Annotated in this window: 14 protein-coding genes; 7 read left to right on the top strand and 7 right to left on the bottom strand. The window is 72.2% G+C overall.

The features are described 5' to 3' along the window. The first annotated feature begins 35 nt into the window (after positions 1-35). Both BM236_RS00390 and katG read left to right on the top strand, forming a co-directional pair. Positions 36-464, top strand: coding sequence for a Fur family transcriptional regulator (locus BM236_RS00390; protein WP_091118956.1), 429 nt, complete (start codon positions 36-38; stop codon positions 462-464). Between the two features lie 25 nt (positions 465-489). Further along, positions 490-2,748 carry a catalase/peroxidase HPI gene (gene katG, locus BM236_RS00385; RefSeq protein WP_091118953.1) on the top strand — a complete coding sequence of 753 codons (2,259 nt, stop codon included), beginning with the start codon at positions 490-492 and terminating at the stop codon, positions 2,746-2,748. A 242-nt stretch (positions 2,749-2,990) separates the two neighbouring features. On the opposite strand, the gene BM236_RS00380 is transcribed toward katG, so the two are convergent. The 3 genes from BM236_RS00380 to trxA all read right to left on the bottom strand — a co-directional run bounded on the left by BM236_RS00380 (position 2,991) and on the right by trxA (position 6,069). After that, the gene (locus BM236_RS00380; protein ID WP_091118952.1) at positions 2,991-3,947 is read right to left on the bottom strand and encodes a hypothetical protein; all 957 of its coding nucleotides are present in this window, start codon (positions 3,945-3,947) and stop codon (positions 2,991-2,993) included. Between the two features lie 188 nt (positions 3,948-4,135). Then, entirely contained in the window at positions 4,136-5,641 is a 1,506-nt protein-coding gene (locus BM236_RS00375; protein WP_245750044.1) for an SDR family NAD(P)-dependent oxidoreductase, read from the bottom strand. A 41-nt stretch (positions 5,642-5,682) separates the two neighbouring features. After that, entirely contained in the window at positions 5,683-6,069 is a 387-nt protein-coding gene (gene trxA / locus BM236_RS00370; protein ID WP_091118948.1) for a thioredoxin, read from the bottom strand. Positions 6,070-6,446: 377 nt separating this feature from the next. On the opposite strand from trxA, the gene leuS reads away from it, so the two are divergent. Then, on the top strand, positions 6,447-8,951 hold the full coding sequence (gene leuS, locus BM236_RS00365) for a leucine--tRNA ligase (RefSeq protein WP_091119876.1): 2,505 nt from the start codon (positions 6,447-6,449) through the stop codon (positions 8,949-8,951). Between the two features lie 32 nt (positions 8,952-8,983). Here leuS and BM236_RS19470 read toward each other — a convergent pair whose 3' ends face one another. Beyond that, positions 8,984-9,106 (bottom strand): hypothetical protein, encoded by a 123-nt coding sequence (locus tag BM236_RS19470; RefSeq protein WP_281247603.1) that lies wholly within the window; start codon positions 9,104-9,106, stop codon positions 8,984-8,986. 191 nt (positions 9,107-9,297) lie between these two features. Here BM236_RS19470 and BM236_RS00360 point away from each other — a divergent pair, with 191 nt between their 5' ends. The 4 genes from BM236_RS00360 to holA all read left to right on the top strand — a co-directional run bounded on the left by BM236_RS00360 (position 9,298) and on the right by holA (position 14,496). After that, positions 9,298-10,155, top strand: a complete 858-nt coding sequence (locus BM236_RS00360) for a DegV family protein (protein WP_091118946.1) — start codon at positions 9,298-9,300, stop codon at positions 10,153-10,155. A gap of 106 nt (positions 10,156-10,261) precedes the next feature. Beyond that, positions 10,262-11,200, top strand: a complete 939-nt coding sequence (locus BM236_RS19165; RefSeq protein ID WP_091118944.1) for a ComEA family DNA-binding protein — start codon at positions 10,262-10,264, stop codon at positions 11,198-11,200. Between the two features lie 2 nt (positions 11,201-11,202). After that, complete coding sequence (locus BM236_RS00350; RefSeq protein WP_091118942.1) at positions 11,203-13,500, top strand: ComEC/Rec2 family competence protein; 2,298 nt, start codon at positions 11,203-11,205, stop codon at positions 13,498-13,500. Between the two features lie 48 nt (positions 13,501-13,548). Further along, positions 13,549-14,496 carry a DNA polymerase III subunit delta gene (holA, locus tag BM236_RS00345; protein WP_091118940.1) on the top strand — a complete coding sequence of 316 codons (948 nt, stop codon included), beginning with the start codon at positions 13,549-13,551 and terminating at the stop codon, positions 14,494-14,496. A gap of 54 nt (positions 14,497-14,550) precedes the next feature. On the opposite strand, the gene rpsT is transcribed toward holA, so the two are convergent. From rpsT to BM236_RS00330, 3 genes are all read right to left on the bottom strand, one after another. After that, entirely contained in the window at positions 14,551-14,811 is a 261-nt protein-coding gene (gene rpsT, locus BM236_RS00340) for a 30S ribosomal protein S20 (RefSeq protein ID WP_091118938.1), read from the bottom strand. A gap of 141 nt (positions 14,812-14,952) precedes the next feature. After that, positions 14,953-15,918, bottom strand: coding sequence for a phosphotransferase family protein (locus BM236_RS00335; protein WP_245750043.1), 966 nt, complete (start codon positions 15,916-15,918; stop codon positions 14,953-14,955). A gap of 43 nt (positions 15,919-15,961) precedes the next feature. Continuing rightward, positions 15,962-17,692, bottom strand: a complete 1,731-nt coding sequence (locus BM236_RS00330) for a beta-N-acetylhexosaminidase (RefSeq protein ID WP_091118934.1) — start codon at positions 17,690-17,692, stop codon at positions 15,962-15,964. Positions 17,693-17,723: the final 31 nt, after the last annotated feature.

Raw genomic sequence — 17,723 nt, 5'->3', positions numbered from 1 at the left:
TGACTTGTTCAAGAAAAGGGGAAAGAGTGGCAGTGATGTCAGCGACCACCGACCTCGAGCAGGTCCTGCGAGACGCAGGACTCAGGGTCACCCGGCCCCGCGTCGCGGTCCTGGGGGCGGTACGGACGCTCCCGCACGCCGACACCGACTCGATCATCGCCGCCGTGCGCCGCGACCTGCCCGAGGTCTCCCACCAGGCCGTCTACGACTCGCTGCACACCCTGACCGGGAAGGGCCTCGTGCGCCGCATCCAGCCCTCGGGCTCGGTGGCGCGCTACGAGTCCCGGGTCGGTGACAACCACCACCACGCGGTCTGCCGTTCCTGCGGTGTGATCGCCGACGTCGACTGCGCCCACGGCGCCGCACCGTGCTTGACCGCCGCGAACGATCACGGCTTCGTGATCGACGAGGCCGAGGTCATCTACTGGGGCCTCTGCCCCGACTGCTCCACCGCATGCTCCTGAGTTATCGCACCTGGAAGGAAGCCACATGACCGAGAACGAGAGCCCGCAGGGCATCGACCGCAAGGCGGAGGGCGGTTGCCCCGTCATGCACGACAGCGCCGTCGGCCAGGGAGGCAGCGAGAGCGAGAACCCGGGCATCTCGTCGCCAGAGCCCAAGACAGGCGGTCGTCCGCACTCCATCAAGGACTGGTGGCCCGACCACCTCGACCTCTCCGTCCTCCACGCCCACGCGCCGGCCGGGAACCCGCTGGGCGCCGACTTCGACTACGCGACCGAGTTCGCGAAGGTCGACGTCGAGGAGCTCAAGCGGGACGTCGCGGCCGTGCTGCGCGACTCCCAGGACTGGTGGCCCGCCGACCACGGGCACTACGGCGGCCTGATGATCCGGCTCAGCTGGCACGCGGCCGGCACCTACCGCATCTACGACGGTCGTGGCGGTGCCGGTGACGGCGCCCAGCGCTTCGCCCCGCTCAACAGCTGGCCCGACAACGCCAACCTCGACAAGGCCCGCCGACTGCTCTGGCCGGTCAAGAAGAAGTACGGCCAGAGGATCTCCTGGGCCGACCTGCTCGTGCTGGCCGGCAACGTCGCGCTGGAGGACATGGGCTTCGAGACCTTCGGCTTCGCGTTCGGTCGCGAGGACGTCTGGGAGCCGGAGGAGATCTTCTGGGGCCCGGAGGACACCTGGCTCGGCGACGAGCGCTACAGCGGCGAGCGCGAGCTGGCCGACCCGCTGGGCGCGGTCCAGATGGGCCTCATCTACGTCAACCCCGAGGGTCCCAACGGCAACCCCGACCCGCTGGCGTCGGCGCGCGACATCCGCGTCACCTTCGCCCGGATGGCGATGAACGACGAGGAGACGGTCGCCCTCATCGCCGGCGGTCACACGTTCGGCAAGACGCACGGTGCCGGTGACGCCGACCTGGTCGGCCCCGAGCCCGAGGGTGCGCCGATCGAGGCGCAGGGCCTGGGCTGGAAGTCGGCGTACGGCTCCGGCAAGGGCGCGGACGCGATCACCTCCGGCCTGGAGGTCACCTGGACCGACACCCCGAACCAGTGGGACAACCGCTTCTTCGAGATCCTCTTCGGCTACGAATGGGAGCTCGAGAAGAGCCCGGCCGGCGCCAACCAGTGGGTCGCCAAGGACGCCGAGGCGATCATCCCCGGCCCGAGCCCCGACTCGCCGAACCGGAAGCCGACCATGCTCACGTCGGACCTCGCGCTGCGGTTCGACCCGATCTACGAGCCGATCTCGCGACGCTTCCTGGAGAACCCCGACGAGTTCGCCCAGGCGTTCGCGAAGGCCTGGTACAAGCTGCTCCACCGCGACATGGGCCCGGTCACCCGCTACCTCGGCCCGTGGGTGCCCGAGGCGCAGCTGTGGCAGGACCCGGTCCCGGCCCTCGACCACGAGCTGGTCTCCGACCAGGACGTCGCCGACCTCAAGGCGAGGCTGCTCGACTCGGGCCTGACCGTGCAGCAGCTGGTCAAGACCGCCTGGGCGTCGGCCGCCAGCTTCCGCTCCACCGACAAGCGCGGCGGTGCCAACGGCGCCCGGATCCGCCTGGAGCCGCAGCGCAGCTGGGCGGTCAACGAGCCCGAGCAGCTCGCCAACGTGCTGGCCACGCTCGAGCAGATCCGCGGTCAGTTCAACGTCGAGGGCAAGAAGATCTCGCTCGCCGACCTGATCGTCCTGGGCGGCTCGGCAGCGGTCGAGAAGGCGGCCAAGGACGCCGGCGTCGACATCACCGTCCCCTTCCACCCGGGGCGGACCGACGCCACCGAGGAGCAGACCGACGTCGACGCCTTCGAGGTGCTCGAGCCGCGCGGCGACGGGTTCCGCAACTTCGTCCGCCCGGGCGAGAAGCTGCCCGTCGAGACCCTGCTCCTCGAGCGCGCCTACTTCCTGAACCTCAGCGCTCCCGAGATGACCGTCCTGCTCGGCGGCCTGCGTGCCCTCGGCGCCAACGTCGGCGACAGCAAGCACGGCGTGCTCACCGAGCGTCCCGGCACGCTGAGCAACGACTTCTTCGTCAACCTGCTCACCCCGGGCACCGAGGTGAAGGCCTCGGAGAACGACGAGAACGTCTACGAGATCCGCGACCGCGCCACCGGCCAGGTGAGGTGGACGGCCACCGTCAACGACCTCGTCTTCGGCTCGAACTCGCAGCTGCGGGCGATCGCCGAGGTCTACGCCGCCGACGACGCGACCCCGAAGTTCGTTCACGACTTCGTCGCCGCGTGGGTCAAGGTCATGGAGCTGGACCGCTTCGACCTGAAGTGATCCAGATGGTGTGACGAGGGCCGGTCTCCCATGGGGAGGCCGGCCCTCGGGCTTTCGGGGCGGGGCCTGCCCGCCGCCCAAAGGGTCACCGTGACCGTTTGCGGATCGGGTGACCCTTCGTAGGGGTCACCTTCCGGGCGAAGGGTCACGGTGACCTTTTGGCGCGGAGCCGCACCAAAGGGTCACCGTGACCGTTTGCGGATCGGGTGACCCTTCGTAGGGGTCACCCTCCGGGCGAAGGGTCACGGTGACCCTTTGGCGCGCGTGCCCGGGCGTACGCCGGCCAGGGCGAGCACTTTGCCGAGGCGCTCGCGCGACATCGCGATGTGCCAGCCCCAGCGGGCCACGTGTGGCCGGTGGCGCCGGATGCGGTCCTCGCGCAGCTTCTCGTCCCACAACACCTGCTGAGGGGTCCGGCCGTCGGTCAGCGCTGAGTCGAAGTACTTCCCCTGCCCGTCGAACTCGCCGAACGACTCCAGCTCCGGCCAGTCGAAGTCGACCACGTCGTCACCCGGCTGGTCGACGCGCGGGAACCGAGTCTGCAGCTGCGGGCGGGGCACCTGAAGGATCTCCATCTGACCCCGGCTCAGCGACTCGCCGGCCGATCCGGACCGGGCGTCGGCGAGACGCAGGTTGCGCTCGGCCCGGGCGCCGCCCTTCATCCGCGGCGGGATGAGGGCGACCAGTCGCTCGACCACGGCGACGCCGCCAGGATCGCCGTCCGGGTCCTCGTTCAGCAGGCGGATCAGGTGGTCGAGCGGGAGGAGGGAGTTCGGCAGGACGAGCGCGGCCGCGACCTGCACGGCGGTCCACTCCCTGCTCGTCACGAGCAGCCCGTCGGGCAGCTGGACGACGTGCTCGTCGGGGATCCGAGCGCGATGGGTGGCGACGCCGGCCGCCGTACGACGTGCCTTGCCCGGCCGGGTCGTGTGCACCAGCTTCGTGTCGGCGTTCAGCTGCGGGCAGCCCCAGAGCTCCGCCGCGGAGGCGTGTGAGAAGACCAGCGTCTCGGTCCGGGCCTCGCTGGTGGCGTAGATGCGGAGCCGGTAGAGCTGGGACGGGGTGAGGGGTGGTCCGGCCGGGCGGTAGTAGCCGCGGCGGACGCGGTCCAGGCTGCCGTCGAGGTGGGGTGGCTCGGAGCCCTCGAGGCGTCGGGCTCGGGCCGATACGAGCGTCTGGCGGGGGTCGATGTCGTCCATCGGGGCAGCGTCGCCCCGCCGTACGGATCTCGGACAGTGCGCTTCGAGGCCCCTGTGGACAACCGAACCGTCACGAAGACCTGTGGACGGCAAAGTGACCGTTCAGAGCGATCACCGAGCCCGCCAAGGGTCACGGTGACCTTTTGGCGACGGGCGACGGGCGACGGGCGCAGGTGCGGGGGACCACCTCACCAGGGAGACGGCGCGTAGTCCTTCAGGAAGCACCCGAACAGGTCGACCCCGGCCTCACCCTGCACGATCGGGTCGTAGACGCGCGCGGCGCCGTCGACCAGGTCGAGCGGCGCGTGCCAGCCCTCGGCGGCGATGCGCAGCTTCTCGTGGTGGGGCCGCTCGTCGGTGATCCAGCCGGTGTCGACGGCGGTCATCAGGATCTGGTCGGTCTCGAACATCTCGCCCGCCGACGTGCGCGTCAGCATGTTGAGCGCCGCCTTGGCCATGTTGGTGTGCGGGTGGCCGGCGCCCTTGTAGCGCCGGGAGAACTGGCCCTCCATGGCCGACACGTTGACGACATACGTACGCCGGGCGCCGGCCGCGACGGCGGCGCGCATCGCCGGCCGCAGCCGCGAGACGATGAGGAAGGGCGCGATCGAGTTGCAGAACTGCACCTCGAGGAGCTCCAGCGGGTCGACCTCGTCGACGACCTGCGTCCAGGAGTTGTTGGTCTGGACGTCGGGGATGAGGCCGCCCGCGTCGACGGCCGTCCCGGCCACGTGCGCCTCGAGGGACGCGCCGCCGGCCCTGAGCGCCAGCGCGGTCATCGACGCGGCGTTGTGCGCGGCGATCGCCGCCGACACCGGCTCACCGTCGTGGTGGGCGACGGGCTGGGCGTCCAGGGCGCCGGCGATGGCGGCCGGGTGCGCCTCGGAGATCCGGTCGAAGGTGACCATCTCCGGCAGCTCGAGCCCGTTCGGGAGCGAGTCCAGCGGGGCCGCCTCGCCGTCGATCAGGTGCGAGTAGGCGCCCGGCAGCCGGCGTACCGTCTGGCAGGCGTTGTTGACGATGATGTCGAGCGGGCCGGCGGCGGCGACGTCGTCGGTGAGCGCGATGACCTGGGTGGGGTCGCGCAGGTCGATGCCGACGATCTTGAGCCGGTGCAGCCAGTCGGCGCTGTCGTCCATCGCCGCGAAGCGACGCGCGGCGTCCTTCGGGAAGCGCGTGGTGATCGTCAGGTGGGCGCCGTCGCGCAGGAGGCGCAGCGCGATGTACATCCCGATCTTGGCCCGGCCGCCGGTCAGCAGCGCCCGCTTGCCGGTCAGGTCGGTGCGCTGGTCGCGCTTGGCGTGGCTCATGGCGGCGCACGAGGGGCAGAGCCAGTGGTAGAACGCGTCGACCAGCGTGAAGTCGTTCTTGCAGATGTAGCACCCGCGCGCGGTGATGAGCTCGCCGGCGAACGCGCCCCTCGCCGTGGAGACGAGCGGGATGCCGGCGGTCTCGTCGTCGATCCGCATCACCGACCCGGTGGCGGTCAGCTCGATGATCGCCTGGTCGTGGTCCTGCTTGGCCAGGCGGATCTCGGCGCGACGGGACTTCTTCAGCAGCTTCCACATGTACGACGTCGCGCGCTTGACCGCGGTGACGTCGGGGTGGTCCGGCGGGAGCTCGTGGAGCTCTCCCAGGACCTCGAGCGCGATCGCCAGCTTCTCGGGGTCGATCCCGGGGGTCTTGCTCTCCACGGCGGTCACCCTAGGCGCTGAGCGCCGTGGAGCGGTGATCCTCAGCCCTCGTCCGGCTGGCCGTGGCTGTGGCCGGCGTGCTCGGCCTCCGCCAGCGCCGCGTCGACGTCGAGTGCGACCACGGCGTCGATCACCTGCGTCAGCGCGTCCTGGGGGAGCGCGCCGGGCTGGGAGAAGACGAGGTGGCCCTTCTTGAAGGCCATCAGGGTCGGGATGGAGGTGATCTGGGCGGCGCCGGCCAGGGCCTGCTCCGCCTCGGTGTCGACCTTGCCGAAGACGATCTCCGGGTAGGCCTCCGAGGCCTTGTCGTAGACGGGCGCGAACTGGCGGCACGGACCGCACCAGGACGCCCAGAAGTCGACGAGCACGATGTCGTTGTCGACGACGGTCTGCTCGAACGTGGTGGCGGTCAGTTCGGTGGTGGCCATAGGTGTTCCAACGGATCTGTCCGGGCCTGCATTCCCGGCCCGGCCCGGGCCGAGGAAGCAAGGTGCCGCCGGCCTGGAGACACGACGGAGCGAAATGGGGGGGTCTTCGCTCCGTCGGCGTGTCGACCTGACCGGCGGCGGGAGACAGTGTGGCATGGCACCGGATGCCGATACAACAGGCGGTCCGGCTCGGCGCGTCGTGGTGGAGTACCCTGGCGTCGTGCGGACCACGATCCTTCTTCTTGGCCGGCCGCGCTGATGGGCCAGGGCCCTGCGGGGGCCCTGCACAGCGCGGCAACCCCTCCTTGTGCGAGGGGTTTTTTCATGTCACGAAGGGGTTGGGCACAGCCGGATCCGACGAGCGAGAGATGCGAGAGATGACGCAGGACCAGACCCAGGGCGTAGCCGACGCCGAGGCCGTCTACGACGCCGACGCGCTCCAGTCCAAGTGGCAGCCGGTGTGGGAGGAGCTCGACCCGTTCCGGGCCGGCTCGCGACAGGGCGCGGAGAAGCGCTACGCGCTGACGATGTTCCCCTACCCCTCGGGCGACCTGCACATGGGCCACGCCGAGGTGATGGCGCTGCACGACGTCATCGCCCGCTACTGGTGGCACCGCGGCTTCGACGTCCTCAACCCGATGGGCTGGGACTCCTTCGGCCTGCCCGCCGAGAACGCAGCGATCCGCAACGACGAGCACCCGGCGACCTACACCTACGCCAACATCGACACGCAGTTCCACTCCTTCCGGAAGTACGCCGTCTCCTTCGACTGGTCGCGTCGCCTGCACACCTCCGACCCGGAGTACTACCGCTGGACGCAGTGGCTGTTCCTGAAGTTCCGCGAGCGGGGCCTGGCCTACCGCAAGAACTCGCCGGTCAACTGGTGCCCGAACGACCAGACGGTGCTGGCCAACGAGCAGGTCCTCGCCGACGGCACCTGCGAGCGCTGCGGCGCGGTGGTGACCAAGAAGGAGCTGACCCAGTGGTACTTCAAGATCACCGACTTCTCGCAGCGCCTGCTCGACGGCCTGGACGGGCTCGAGGGCAGCTGGCCTGACCGGGTCATCCACTCCCAGCGGAACTGGATCGGCCGCTCCGAGGGCGCCCACGTCGACTTCGACATCGCGCTCGCATCGGGCGAGACCCGCAAGGTCACCGTCTTCACCACCCGGCCCGACACCCTGTACGGCGCCACGTTCATGGTCGTCGCAGCCGACGCCTCGCTCGCGAGCGAGATCGTCGCCCCGGACCGCGCAGCCGCCCTGTCGGCGTACGTCGAGGAGGTCCGGAAGGCCTCGGACATCGACCGGCTCGCGACCGACCGGCCCAAGACCGGCGTCGACCTGGGCGTGACCGCCACCAACCCCGTCACCGGTGAGCAGATCCCGGTCTGGGCGGCCGACTACGTGCTGGCCGACTACGGCACCGGCGCGATCATGGCCGTCCCCGCCCACGACCAGCGCGACCTCGACTTCGCCCAGGCGTTCGGGCTGCCGGTGCGGCGCGTGATCGACGTGGCCGGCGCCGAGGACCCCGAGGAGACGTTCGTGGCGACGACGGGCGACGGCGCCTACGTCAACAGCCCGGCGCTGGAGGGCCTCGGCGACAAGGCGACGGGCATCTCGACGATCATCGAGAAGCTGGAGGCCGACGGCCGGGGGACCGGCACGGTCAACTACCGGCTGCGCGACTGGCTGCTGTCGCGGCAGCGGTTCTGGGGCGCGCCGATCCCGATCATCCACTGCGAGAAGTGCGGCGAGGTGCCGGTCCCCGAGGACCAGCTGCCCGTGCGGCTGCCGGAGAACGTCCGCGGCGCCGACCTGAAGCCGAAGGGCGTCTCGCCGCTGGCGGCCGTCGCGGACTGGGTCAACGTGGACTGCCCGTCCTGCGGCGGCCCGGCCACCCGCGACAGCGACACGATGGACACCTTCGTCGACTCGTCGTGGTACTTCCTGCGCTACTGCTCGCCGGACTACACCGACGGTCCGTTCGACGTCGAGGCCGTGCGCGAGTGGGGCCCGATCGACCAGTACGTCGGCGGCATGGAGCACGCCGTGCTCCACCTCCTCTACGCGCGCTTCTTCACCTACGTGCTGCACGACATGGGCATGCTCGACTTCGAGGAGCCCTTCACCCGGCTGATGGGCCAGGGCGTCGTCATCAACCAGGGCAAGAAGATGTCGAAGTCGCTCGGCAACGGCGTCAACCTGGGCGAGCAGATCGACAGCTTCGGTGTCGACGCGGTCCGCCTGACGCTGGTCTTCGCCTCCCCGCCGGAGGACAACATCGACTGGGCCGACGTGTCGCCGCAGGGGTCGGTGCGGTTCCTGCAGCGCGCCTGGCGGCTGTCCGGCGACGTCGCGTCCGCCGCGGGCGTCTCCTTCGCGGAGGGCGACGTGGCGCTACGGCGGGTCACGCACAAGACGCTGCACGACGTCGAGCACCTCATGGAGACCTACCGCTTCAACGTCGTCGTCGCCCGGACCATGGAGCTCGTCAACGCCACCCGCAAGGCCATCGACTCCGGTTGCGGCCCAGCCGACCCGGCGGTGCGCGAGGCCACCGAGGCCGTCGCGATCCTGCTGTCGCTGGTCGCGCCCTACACCGCCGAGGAGATGTGGGAGCGGCTCGGCCACACCCCGACCGTCGCGCGCGCCGGCTGGCCGGCCGTCGACGAGGCGCTCCTGGTCGAGGAGACCGTCACCGCCGTGGTGCAGATCGCCGGCAAGGTGAAGGGCCGCCTGGAGGTGCCGCCGTCGATCAGCGAGGCCGAGCTCGAGGCGCTCGCGCTGGCCGACGAGGCCGTCGTACGCGCGATCGACGGGCGGGCGGTGCGGAAGGTGATCGTGCGGGCGCCGAAGCTCGTCAACATCGTCGTCTGAACCTCGGGGCGACGGTCGAGCCGGGCCGGGGATCAGCTGAAGAAGAGCACCAGGGTCAGGAGGATCGCCGTCATGGCCACGATCAGGATGAGCCCGGGGAGCTCGGCGTCCTCCTGCGTCTTGGCCTTCGCATAGGGTTCGATGTCGGCAGTCATGTCGTCTCTCCGTCGGTGGTCGCCAGGTGTCCTGGCGCGTCGCGCGGGGGGCGGTCCTCGATGTGACGCGGCACCCGCACGACTCTGACGCAGACCTCGTACCCGATCCCTGCCCGCAGCACTCGGACCCGGCGTGTCGGACGGCGGGATTCCGTCCTGCCCGAGGCGTACCCGGCGGTAGGGTCTGCGCCATGGGACAGCGTGTCGTGGTGGTCACGGATTCGAGCGCGATGCTTCCGCCGGCGGTCGCTAGCGCGCGCGGCATCGTGGTGGCGCCGTTGCACGTCGTGATCGGGGACGAGGAGCTCGAGGAGGGACAGCCCGGGACCAGCCCCGATCAGGTCGCCGCCGCGCTCATCGCCAAGGCATCGGTGAGCACGTCGAGGCCCTCGCCGGCGTCGCTGTCCGCGCTCTACCGACGGCTCGCTGACGAGGGTGCCGACGCGGTCGTCGCGGTGCACCTGTCGAGCGAGGTCAGCGGCACCGTCGAGTCGGCCCAGATGGCGGCGCGTGACGCCCCGATCGCCGTCCTGGTGGTCGACAGCCGCGCCGTCGGGCCGTGCGTCGGGTTCGCCGCGCTGGCAGCCGCCGACGCCATCGCCGAGGGGGCGAGCGCCTTCGAGGCCGCGGAGCGGGCCGAGACCCGGGCGGCCGCGACCGCGTCCTACTTCTACGTCGACACCCTCGAGTACCTCCGCCGCGGCGGCCGGATCGGTGCCGCTGCCGCCCTCCTCGGCTCCGCCCTCGCCGTCAAGCCGCTCCTGACCATCGACGGCGGCCACGTGGTCGCGCACGAGCGGGTCCGTACGTCGGGCCGGGCGCTGGCCCGCCTCGAGGAGCTCGCGATGGAGGCCGTCGACGCGCCCCGCGTCGAGGTGGTCGTCGCGCACCTGCGGAGCCGCGAGCGGGCGGACGAGCTCGCGGCCAACCTGACCGATCGGTTCGCCGGTCGGCTGGTCGGTTCCGTCCGTGTGGGCGAGGTGAGTGCGGCCCTCGCCGCGCACGTGGGGCCGGGGATGCTCGCCGTCTGCGTCACGCCCTCGCGCTAGCCGTCTGCGCCACTTCCTGTCCACAGCCCGGGCTGCCGGCGGGGTTCTCCACAGATCGTGCGGCGGCCGTCGTGCGATGTCGGCCCGCGTTCCTAGCGTCGTCGACATGCGCACCCGACCCGACCACCGCGAGGCCGTCGCCCGGCGCCTCGAGCTGCTGCGCGCCGAGCTCGACCCGGACGCCGTGGCTCCGCCCCGGCCGCCCGCGGACCCGTGGGCGGACTCCGACTGGGAGGCGGTCCCGGTCCTGGAGCTGCTGCCGCCTGTCACCGACGACCCGGATCCGCCCCTGGTCCCGGTGCCGGGGCGACATGCGTCGCGCCGACGCGCCGCGGCCCTCGCCGGGTGCCGTGAGCGCGTGGCGGCCCTCGTTCCCGAGACGCTGCATGGCCGGGTCGGCCTCAGTGCGTGGCACCTGACCGTGCTGGCGCTGCTCGTCGCGGCGGGGCTGGCCGTCACGTGCTGGTCGGTGATGCGCGGAGACCCGAAGGTCGCGCCGGTGCCGGCCGGCGCCGCCGCGCCGCTGGTCGCGGTGACTGCCGGGTCGCCGGGGACGAGCCCGTCCGCGGTCACTGCTTCGGGCCCGGCGGCGGCGACCACCGCCTCGACGGTCACGGTCGACGTGACCGGCAAGGTGCGCCGCCCGGGGGTCCTCGACCTTCCGGCCGGATCGCGGGTGGTCGATGCGATCGCGGCTGCGGGCGGGGCGCGCCCCGGCGCCGACCTGAGCGGTCTCAACCGGGCCCGCGTGCTCGTCGACGGCGAGCAGGTCGTGGTCGGTGGGCCTGCGCCGGCCGGCGCGGCCGGCTCCTCGGCGGCCGGTTCGGCGGGCGCGGCCGTCACCGCGCCGGAGGCGCTGGTCAACCTCAACACCGCCACCGTCGACGAGCTCGAGACGCTGCCCGAGGTCGGGCCGGTGACGGCGCAGGCGATCCTCGACTACCGCACCGAGCACGGCGGTTTCGGGGCCGTCGACGAGCTGCTCGACATCGAGGGGATCGGGGAGAAGACGCTCGAGAAGATCGCACCGCGCGTGACGGTCTAGCCGTGGCCGGCGCCGACCTCCGTCTGCCGGTCCTGGGCGCGGCGGCCTGGGCGGGCGGGCTGCTCGCGGCGCTCGCGGTCGAGGATGCGCTCGCGGCCGGGGTGTGCGCGGCCGTCGGGACGGCCGCGGCCGGTGGACTGACTCTCAGTCTCGGTGGCGCCCGCCGCCTCGGGGTCGTGGCGGTGGCGGTGGTCCTCGCGGCCGTGGCCCTCGTCGGGGTGCTCCGCGACCAGCGGGTCGCGCAGAGCCCGGTGGCGACACTGGCGGACCGTCGCGCCGCCGTGACGGTCACCGGCACCGTCGCCTCGGACCCCCATGTCGTGCACGGACCGTTCGGGACGACGGTGATGGTGCGGCTCACCGTCCGACGCGTCGAGACCCGGGGGAGCGCCATCGGCCTCCGCGCGCCCGTCCTCGTCCTCGGCGACGACGGCTGGCGCCGGCTTCCGCTCGGAGCGACGGTGCAGGTCGACGGACGGCTCGGACCGGCGCGGCACCCGGACGAGGCGGCGGTCCTCACGCCCCGACGACCGGCCCGGGTGGTGCGCGCGCCGGGCGTGTGGTGGCGCGGGGCGGCAGCGGTCAGAGCCTCGATCCGTGGAGCGGTGGCACACCGACCGGTCGAGCAGCGGTCGCTCGTCCCCGCGCTGGTCGACGGCGACGACGCCGACGTTCCCGACGCACTGGCCCAGGACTTCCGCACGACCGGCCTCACGCACCTGCTGGCCGTGTCCGGCACCAACCTGACTCTGCTCGTCGGCTTCCTGGTCGTGCTCGCGCGCTGGTGCGGCGTGCGCGGTCGCTGGCTCTACGTGGTCGGCGGCCTCGGCATCGCCGGGTTCGTCCTCCTGGCCCGGACCGAGCCGAGCGTCGTGCGCGCGGCCGCCATGGGTGCCGTGGGCCTGCTGGCGATGGGCGCCAACGGGCGGCAGCGGGCGCTCCGCGGTCTCGGCGCGGCCGTCCTCGGGCTGATGCTGGTCGACCCGTCGCTGGCGGCGTCGGCGGGCTTCGCGCTGTCAGTGCTGGCGACGGCCGGCATCCTCCTGCTCGGGCCGCCGTGGCGAGACGCGCTGGCTCGCTGGCTCCCCCGATGGGTCGCCGAGGCGATAGCCGTCCCGACGGCTGCCCAGCTGGCCTGCACGCCGATCGTCGCGGCGATCTCCGGTCAGGTCAGCCTGGCTGCGGTGGGCGCCAACCTGCTCGCCGAGCCGGCCGTCGGGCCCGCGACCGTCCTCGGCCTCGCCGCGGGGCTGCTCGGCCTGGTCTGGGGCCCGGCCGGGTCCCTGGTCGGCACGCTGGCGTCGTGGTGTGTCGCCTGGATCGTCCTGGTCGCCCACCGTGGGGCCGCGCTCCCAGCCGCGGCCGTCGGCTGGGGCACCGGCGCCGGCGCGCTCGTCGTGCTGACCCTGGCCACCGTCGCGATCGGTGTGCTCGGTCCGCGACTGGTCCGCCACCGCGCGCTCGGCGCGGGTTGCTGCCTGGTCCTGGTCGTCGGGGCGTTCGTCCGGCTGCCCACGCCGGGCTGGCCGCCGGCCGGCTGGGTGCTGGTCGTCTGCGACGTCGGCCAGGGGGACGCGCTCGTCCTCCGGACCGGGCCGGGCTCGGCGGTCGTCGTCGACGCCGGACCGGACCCGGCGCCGGTCCGCCGCTGCCTCGACGGCCTGGGGATCCGGACCGTGCCCCTGCTCGTGCTCACCCACTTCCACGCCGACCACGTGGACGGGATCGCGGGTGTGCTGGCCGGTCGGCGGGTCGAGGCGGTCGAGACGACGCGGCTGGCAGATCCGCCCTTCGGGGTCGAGGAGGTGGACCGGGCGGCTGCGGGCGCCGGGCTCGGCGTGAGCCGGGCGGCCTACGGCTCGACGCGGCAGATCGGCGACGTGACCCTGCAGGTGCTGTGGCCGCTGCCCGACTCGCCGACGACAGGCCCCGGGGACGGATCGACCGCCAACGAGGCCAGCGTCGTCCTGCTCGCGGTCACGCACGGCCTCCGCCTGCTCCTGACCGGTGACATCGAGCCCGAGGGCCAGGTGGTGCTGGCGCGCCAGCTGACCGGCCTGCAGGTCGACGTGCTGAAGATCCCTCACCACGGGAGCCGCTACCAGGACGAGAGCTGGCTGCTGTCCCTGGACCCCGACGTCGCGATCGCCTCGGTCGGCGCGGACAACGACTACGGTCACCCGGCGCGCGAGACGCTCGAGCCGCTCGCCCGCGGCGGTGCGCAGGTCTACCGAACCGACCGCGACGGGACGGTGGCCGTGACCGCCCACGCCGGTCGGCCGCGGGTGGTGACCCGATGACGCAGGTCAGGACACGGGCTGTCGGTGGGCTGTGGCAGGCTTTCGCGCGTGGCCGGACCCAGTGCAGCAGACGTCCTCGGCCGGGTCACCCTGGTGACCGGCAAGGAGGAGTTCCTCAGCGAGCGGACGGTCGCGCTGGTCAAGAACGCGGTGAAGGCCCACGACAGCGACGCCGAGGTCGGCGACGCGCTCGCCCACGACCTCACGCTGGGCACCCTCGGCGAGCTCGCCGCACCCTCGCTCTTCTCCAGCCTGCGCTGCGTGGTGGTCCGGTCACTGGAGAACCTCCCCGACGAGTCGGCCGAGGGACTGCTCGGCTACGCCGCCGCCCCCGTCGAGGACGTCGCGCTCGTGCTCGTCCACGGCGGCGGCCCGAAGGGCGGCGGCCTGCTGACCAAGCTGCGCAAGCTGCCGGCGGTCGTCGAGGTCAAGTCCGAGCCGGTCAAGCCGTGGGACCTCCCGAAGTTCGTGGTGACTGAGGGCCGGGTGCGCGGCGCCCGGATCGACGGCGACGCGGCGGCCGCGCTGGTGCAGGCGGTCGGCGAGGACCTCCGGATGCTGGCCTCCGCCGTGGACCAGCTGGTCAGCGACTTCCCGGGCGAGACGATCGGGGAGGCGCAGGTGGCGCAGTACTTCGGCGGACGCGCTGAGGTGAAGAACTTCGAGATCGCCGACGCACTCCTCGCCGGTCGGCGGCTGGAGGCGATGGAGGGTGTGCGCTGGGCGCTCGACTCCGGGACCAGCCCGGTCTACCTGCTCAGCAGTGTCGCCGGGCAGCTGCGCACCCTGGCCAACTACGTCGGCGGCAACCGGAAGAACATCAACCCCTACCAGCTCAGGAAGCTGCCCGCGGTCGCCCGCGGCTGGGACGGCGCCTCGCTCGGCGCAGCGATCCGCGCGGTCGCCCAGGCCGACGCCGACCTCAAGGGTGCGGCCAGCGACCCGGCGTACACGCTGGAGCGGCTGGTGCTGACGATCACCGGCCTGCGGAAGTAGCGCCGGAAATGACGAAGGCCCCGCCGGAGCGGGGCCTTCGGGAAGAGCTGAGCGTCAGAGCGACGCGGCCTTCTTGGCGATCGCCGACTTGCGGTTGGCGGCCTGGTTCTTGTGGATCACGCCCTTGGAGACGGCCTTGTCGAGCTTCTTGGCGGCGAGGCGGCCGGCCTCGAGGGCGGTCTCCTTGTCACCGGTCTCGGCGGCCTCGCGGAACTTCCGGACCGCGCTCTTCAGAGCGGTCTTGACGGCCTTGTTGCGCTCGTGGGCCTTCTCGTTCTGCTTGTTGCGCTTGATCTGCGACTTGATGTTCGCCATGTCGAACTGGGTGTCCTTCTGGTCAGCGGTTGGGGTTCGGGCGCGCTCTCCCGGCCACTCGTGGGATGAGAGGGGAGGGGCCTCGAACACGCAGCCATGAAGGTTACCAGCGCCGCTCGGACCGCCTCAAATCTCCGGGCCCTACGTCGTGCGCCGGCGCTCGGCCAGCCAGGCCCAGCAGACCTCACCCTGCCAGCGGGCGAACTCCCGCAGCCAGGGCGAGTTCGAGACCGGGGGCTGAGCGCCGGCGTGCAGGAAGTAGCCGGTCATCAGCGCCAGCACGATGTCGATGTGCTCGGGATCGACCTCCGCGAGCAGCGGGTGGGCGGCGATGTGGGCCTCGACGTCGAGGCCGTCGCCGCGTGGCCCGATGAGCAGGAAGAGCGAGTCCAGCCAGCGCGCGCCCCGCACCGGCCAGTTCCAGTCGCAGAGGACCATCGACCCGTCCGGCCGGACGATCAGGTTGTCGTCGCGTACGTCGGCATGGACGAGCGTGTCGCCGGCAGTGACCTCGGCGAACCGCGCGGCGAGTCCCTCGAGCTCCTCGGCGAAGTCGAAGTCCTCGTCGCTGACGGCGAGGGTGTGCCACATCGCCGGCCAGGCCTCGAAGGCCTCGGCGAAGGTCTCGAGGCCGAGACCCGGTGCGGGCGTGAGCTGGTCCGCGATGCGCACCATCAGGTCGGAGGCGGTCCGCAGGTTGGCGTCGGACCAGGGCCGAGCGGGCTGGTGGCCCTCGACGTACTCGAAGCCCAGCACGATCCACTCGTCGGCCGGACCGCCGCCGATCGTCCACCGCAGCCGCGGCGCGGGGAGGCCGGGCGGCAGGGTGCGCGCCTTGCGGGCCTCCTCGCGGTAGGACGTCGCGGCGTAGCGCTGCGCCTTCATCGAGGCCGCCTTGATGAAGTGACGGGTGCCGTCGGCGCCGAGCAGCACGGAGGCCAGCCCGGGCGTGAAGCCGGCGTCGCACGAGTACGAGTCGACGACGGTCGTCCCGACCTTCTGCTCGACCGCGCGACGCAGCGGCGGCGGCAGGTGGACCCAGCCGAGCCGGAGCGCGGTGTCCCCGTGCGGGAGCGTCGTGGGATGGGCCGGGGTCGGGGAGGTCACGCGCACATCCTGCGACATGCGCGCGACCGGCCCGACTCCGGTCCTAGTCCGCCCAGGGCACCAGGGGGGTCGGGTAGAAGCTCGTCCCCGCCAGCGTCAGTCGCGGTCCCTGCGCGCCCAGCCGCGGCAGGAAGTCGGCGTAGCTGCGCGCCGCCTGCGGAGTCCAGCCCACCTCGGCCAGCGCGATCAGCCGGGGGAACACCATGTACTGCACCTCGCTGAGGTCGTGCACGGTCTCGGCCCACATCGCCCCCTCGACGCCGATCACGTCCTGGTCGGTGACGCCGGTGACGTAGGTGCCCGGGTCCCAGTTGTAGAACTGGTCGACGTCGCAGCCGGTGTTGCACGCCCACGAGAGGCCGAGGTCGGCAGGCACGCCGGGGGCGTACTTCTGGTCGAGGTAGGCGTGCGTGGCCGGCGCCATCACGATCTTCAGGTCCTTGGCGACCGCCTCGTGCGCGGTGATCGTGTCCGGGCTCGTGCCGGACGCGGGGTTCCAGTACTCCGCCACGGAGCCCGGCGGAAGGGTGGTGCCGGCGCCGGCGATCTCGGCCCAGCCCATCACCGTCTTGCCCCGAGCGGTGACCAGCGGCGCCTCCTCGTTGATGAACGCGGCGTACCGGTCGTGGCTCAGCGTCGAGGCCGGGACCTCGTCGCCACCGAGGTGGTAGTACCGGCTGGACGACATCGCCGACAGCTGGCTGACGATGGCGTCGTAGATCGTGAGCGTGTTCTCGCTCTCCGGGCACATGGCGCTGTAGCCGACGTCGCCGGTGAAGTTCCACTGCGGGGGGTCGTTGCGGCTGCAGTTGATGTCCTGCGGGTGCCCGTCCAGCAGCGGGTTCGCCGTGTCGCCGTACTCGGACATGATGATGGCGTTGTTGTGGCCGGGGGAGTCGACCTCGGGCACCACCTTCATGAAGTGCGCTGCCGCGTGGGCGACGACGCGCCGGTAGTCCCGCTGCGTCCAGAACCCGCCCGGGTCCATCGTCCTGCCCTGGGTGCCGACCGATCCCTGGCTGCCGATCGCGGTGAGGTTCGGGAAGCCGTCGATGACGATCCGGAAGCCCTGGTCGTCGCTGACGTGCAGGTGCAGCGTGTTGATCTTGTAGGCCGATGCCTCGTCGATCAGGCTCATCACCGTCTCGGGCGTCTGGAAGTGCCGGGCGATGTCGAGCATGAAGCCGCGATACGCGTAACGCGGGTGGTCGACGATGTGGACGACCGGGATCGTCCAAGGCCCGACCGTCCGCGTGCGGCTCGCGATCGAGGCGGGCAGCAGCTGTCGGATCGTCTGGACGCCGTCGAACAGGCCGTGCGCCGTCGGCGCCGTGAGGCGTACGCCGCCCCGGCGGACGTCGAGGCGGTAGCCCTCCGCCCGCTGGCTGCGCGTCAGCCCGGGGACGTGCCCGAGCCGGAGCCGGATGTCGGCGCTCCGCCCGTGCCCGGACACGACCGGCAGCCGGAACCCGGTCGCGGGCCGCAGGTCGCGGGCCAGGTCGACGGCGACGGCTCGTGCGGCACCGTGCTGCCGGACGGCGATGCGGGTGTGCCGGGTGACGGTGAACCGGCCCTTGCCGACGCGCATGCGGGCGGGTCTCGGCACGACCTGCGGCGTGGTCCGGGCCCGCGCGGCCGCGGCGGCGCTGTGATGCGCCGCGGCTGCGGTAGGCGCGGCAGGTCCGGCGTGCGCCGGAGAGAGGCCGACGGCGTACGACGCCGCGACGGCGAGGGTGGAGACGATCACGCTGGTGGTGCGTCGATGCCCGAGCATGGCTGGTCCTTCCGCTGCGAGCAGCGGCAGC

It is taken from the genome of Nocardioides terrae (genome assembly GCF_900112345.1).
In the GTDB taxonomy this organism is placed as follows: domain Bacteria; phylum Actinomycetota; class Actinomycetes; order Propionibacteriales; family Nocardioidaceae; genus Nocardioides; species Nocardioides terrae.
The sequence above is the reverse complement of the archived record's forward strand: the minus strand, read 5'-3'. Positions and strand labels throughout refer to the sequence as shown.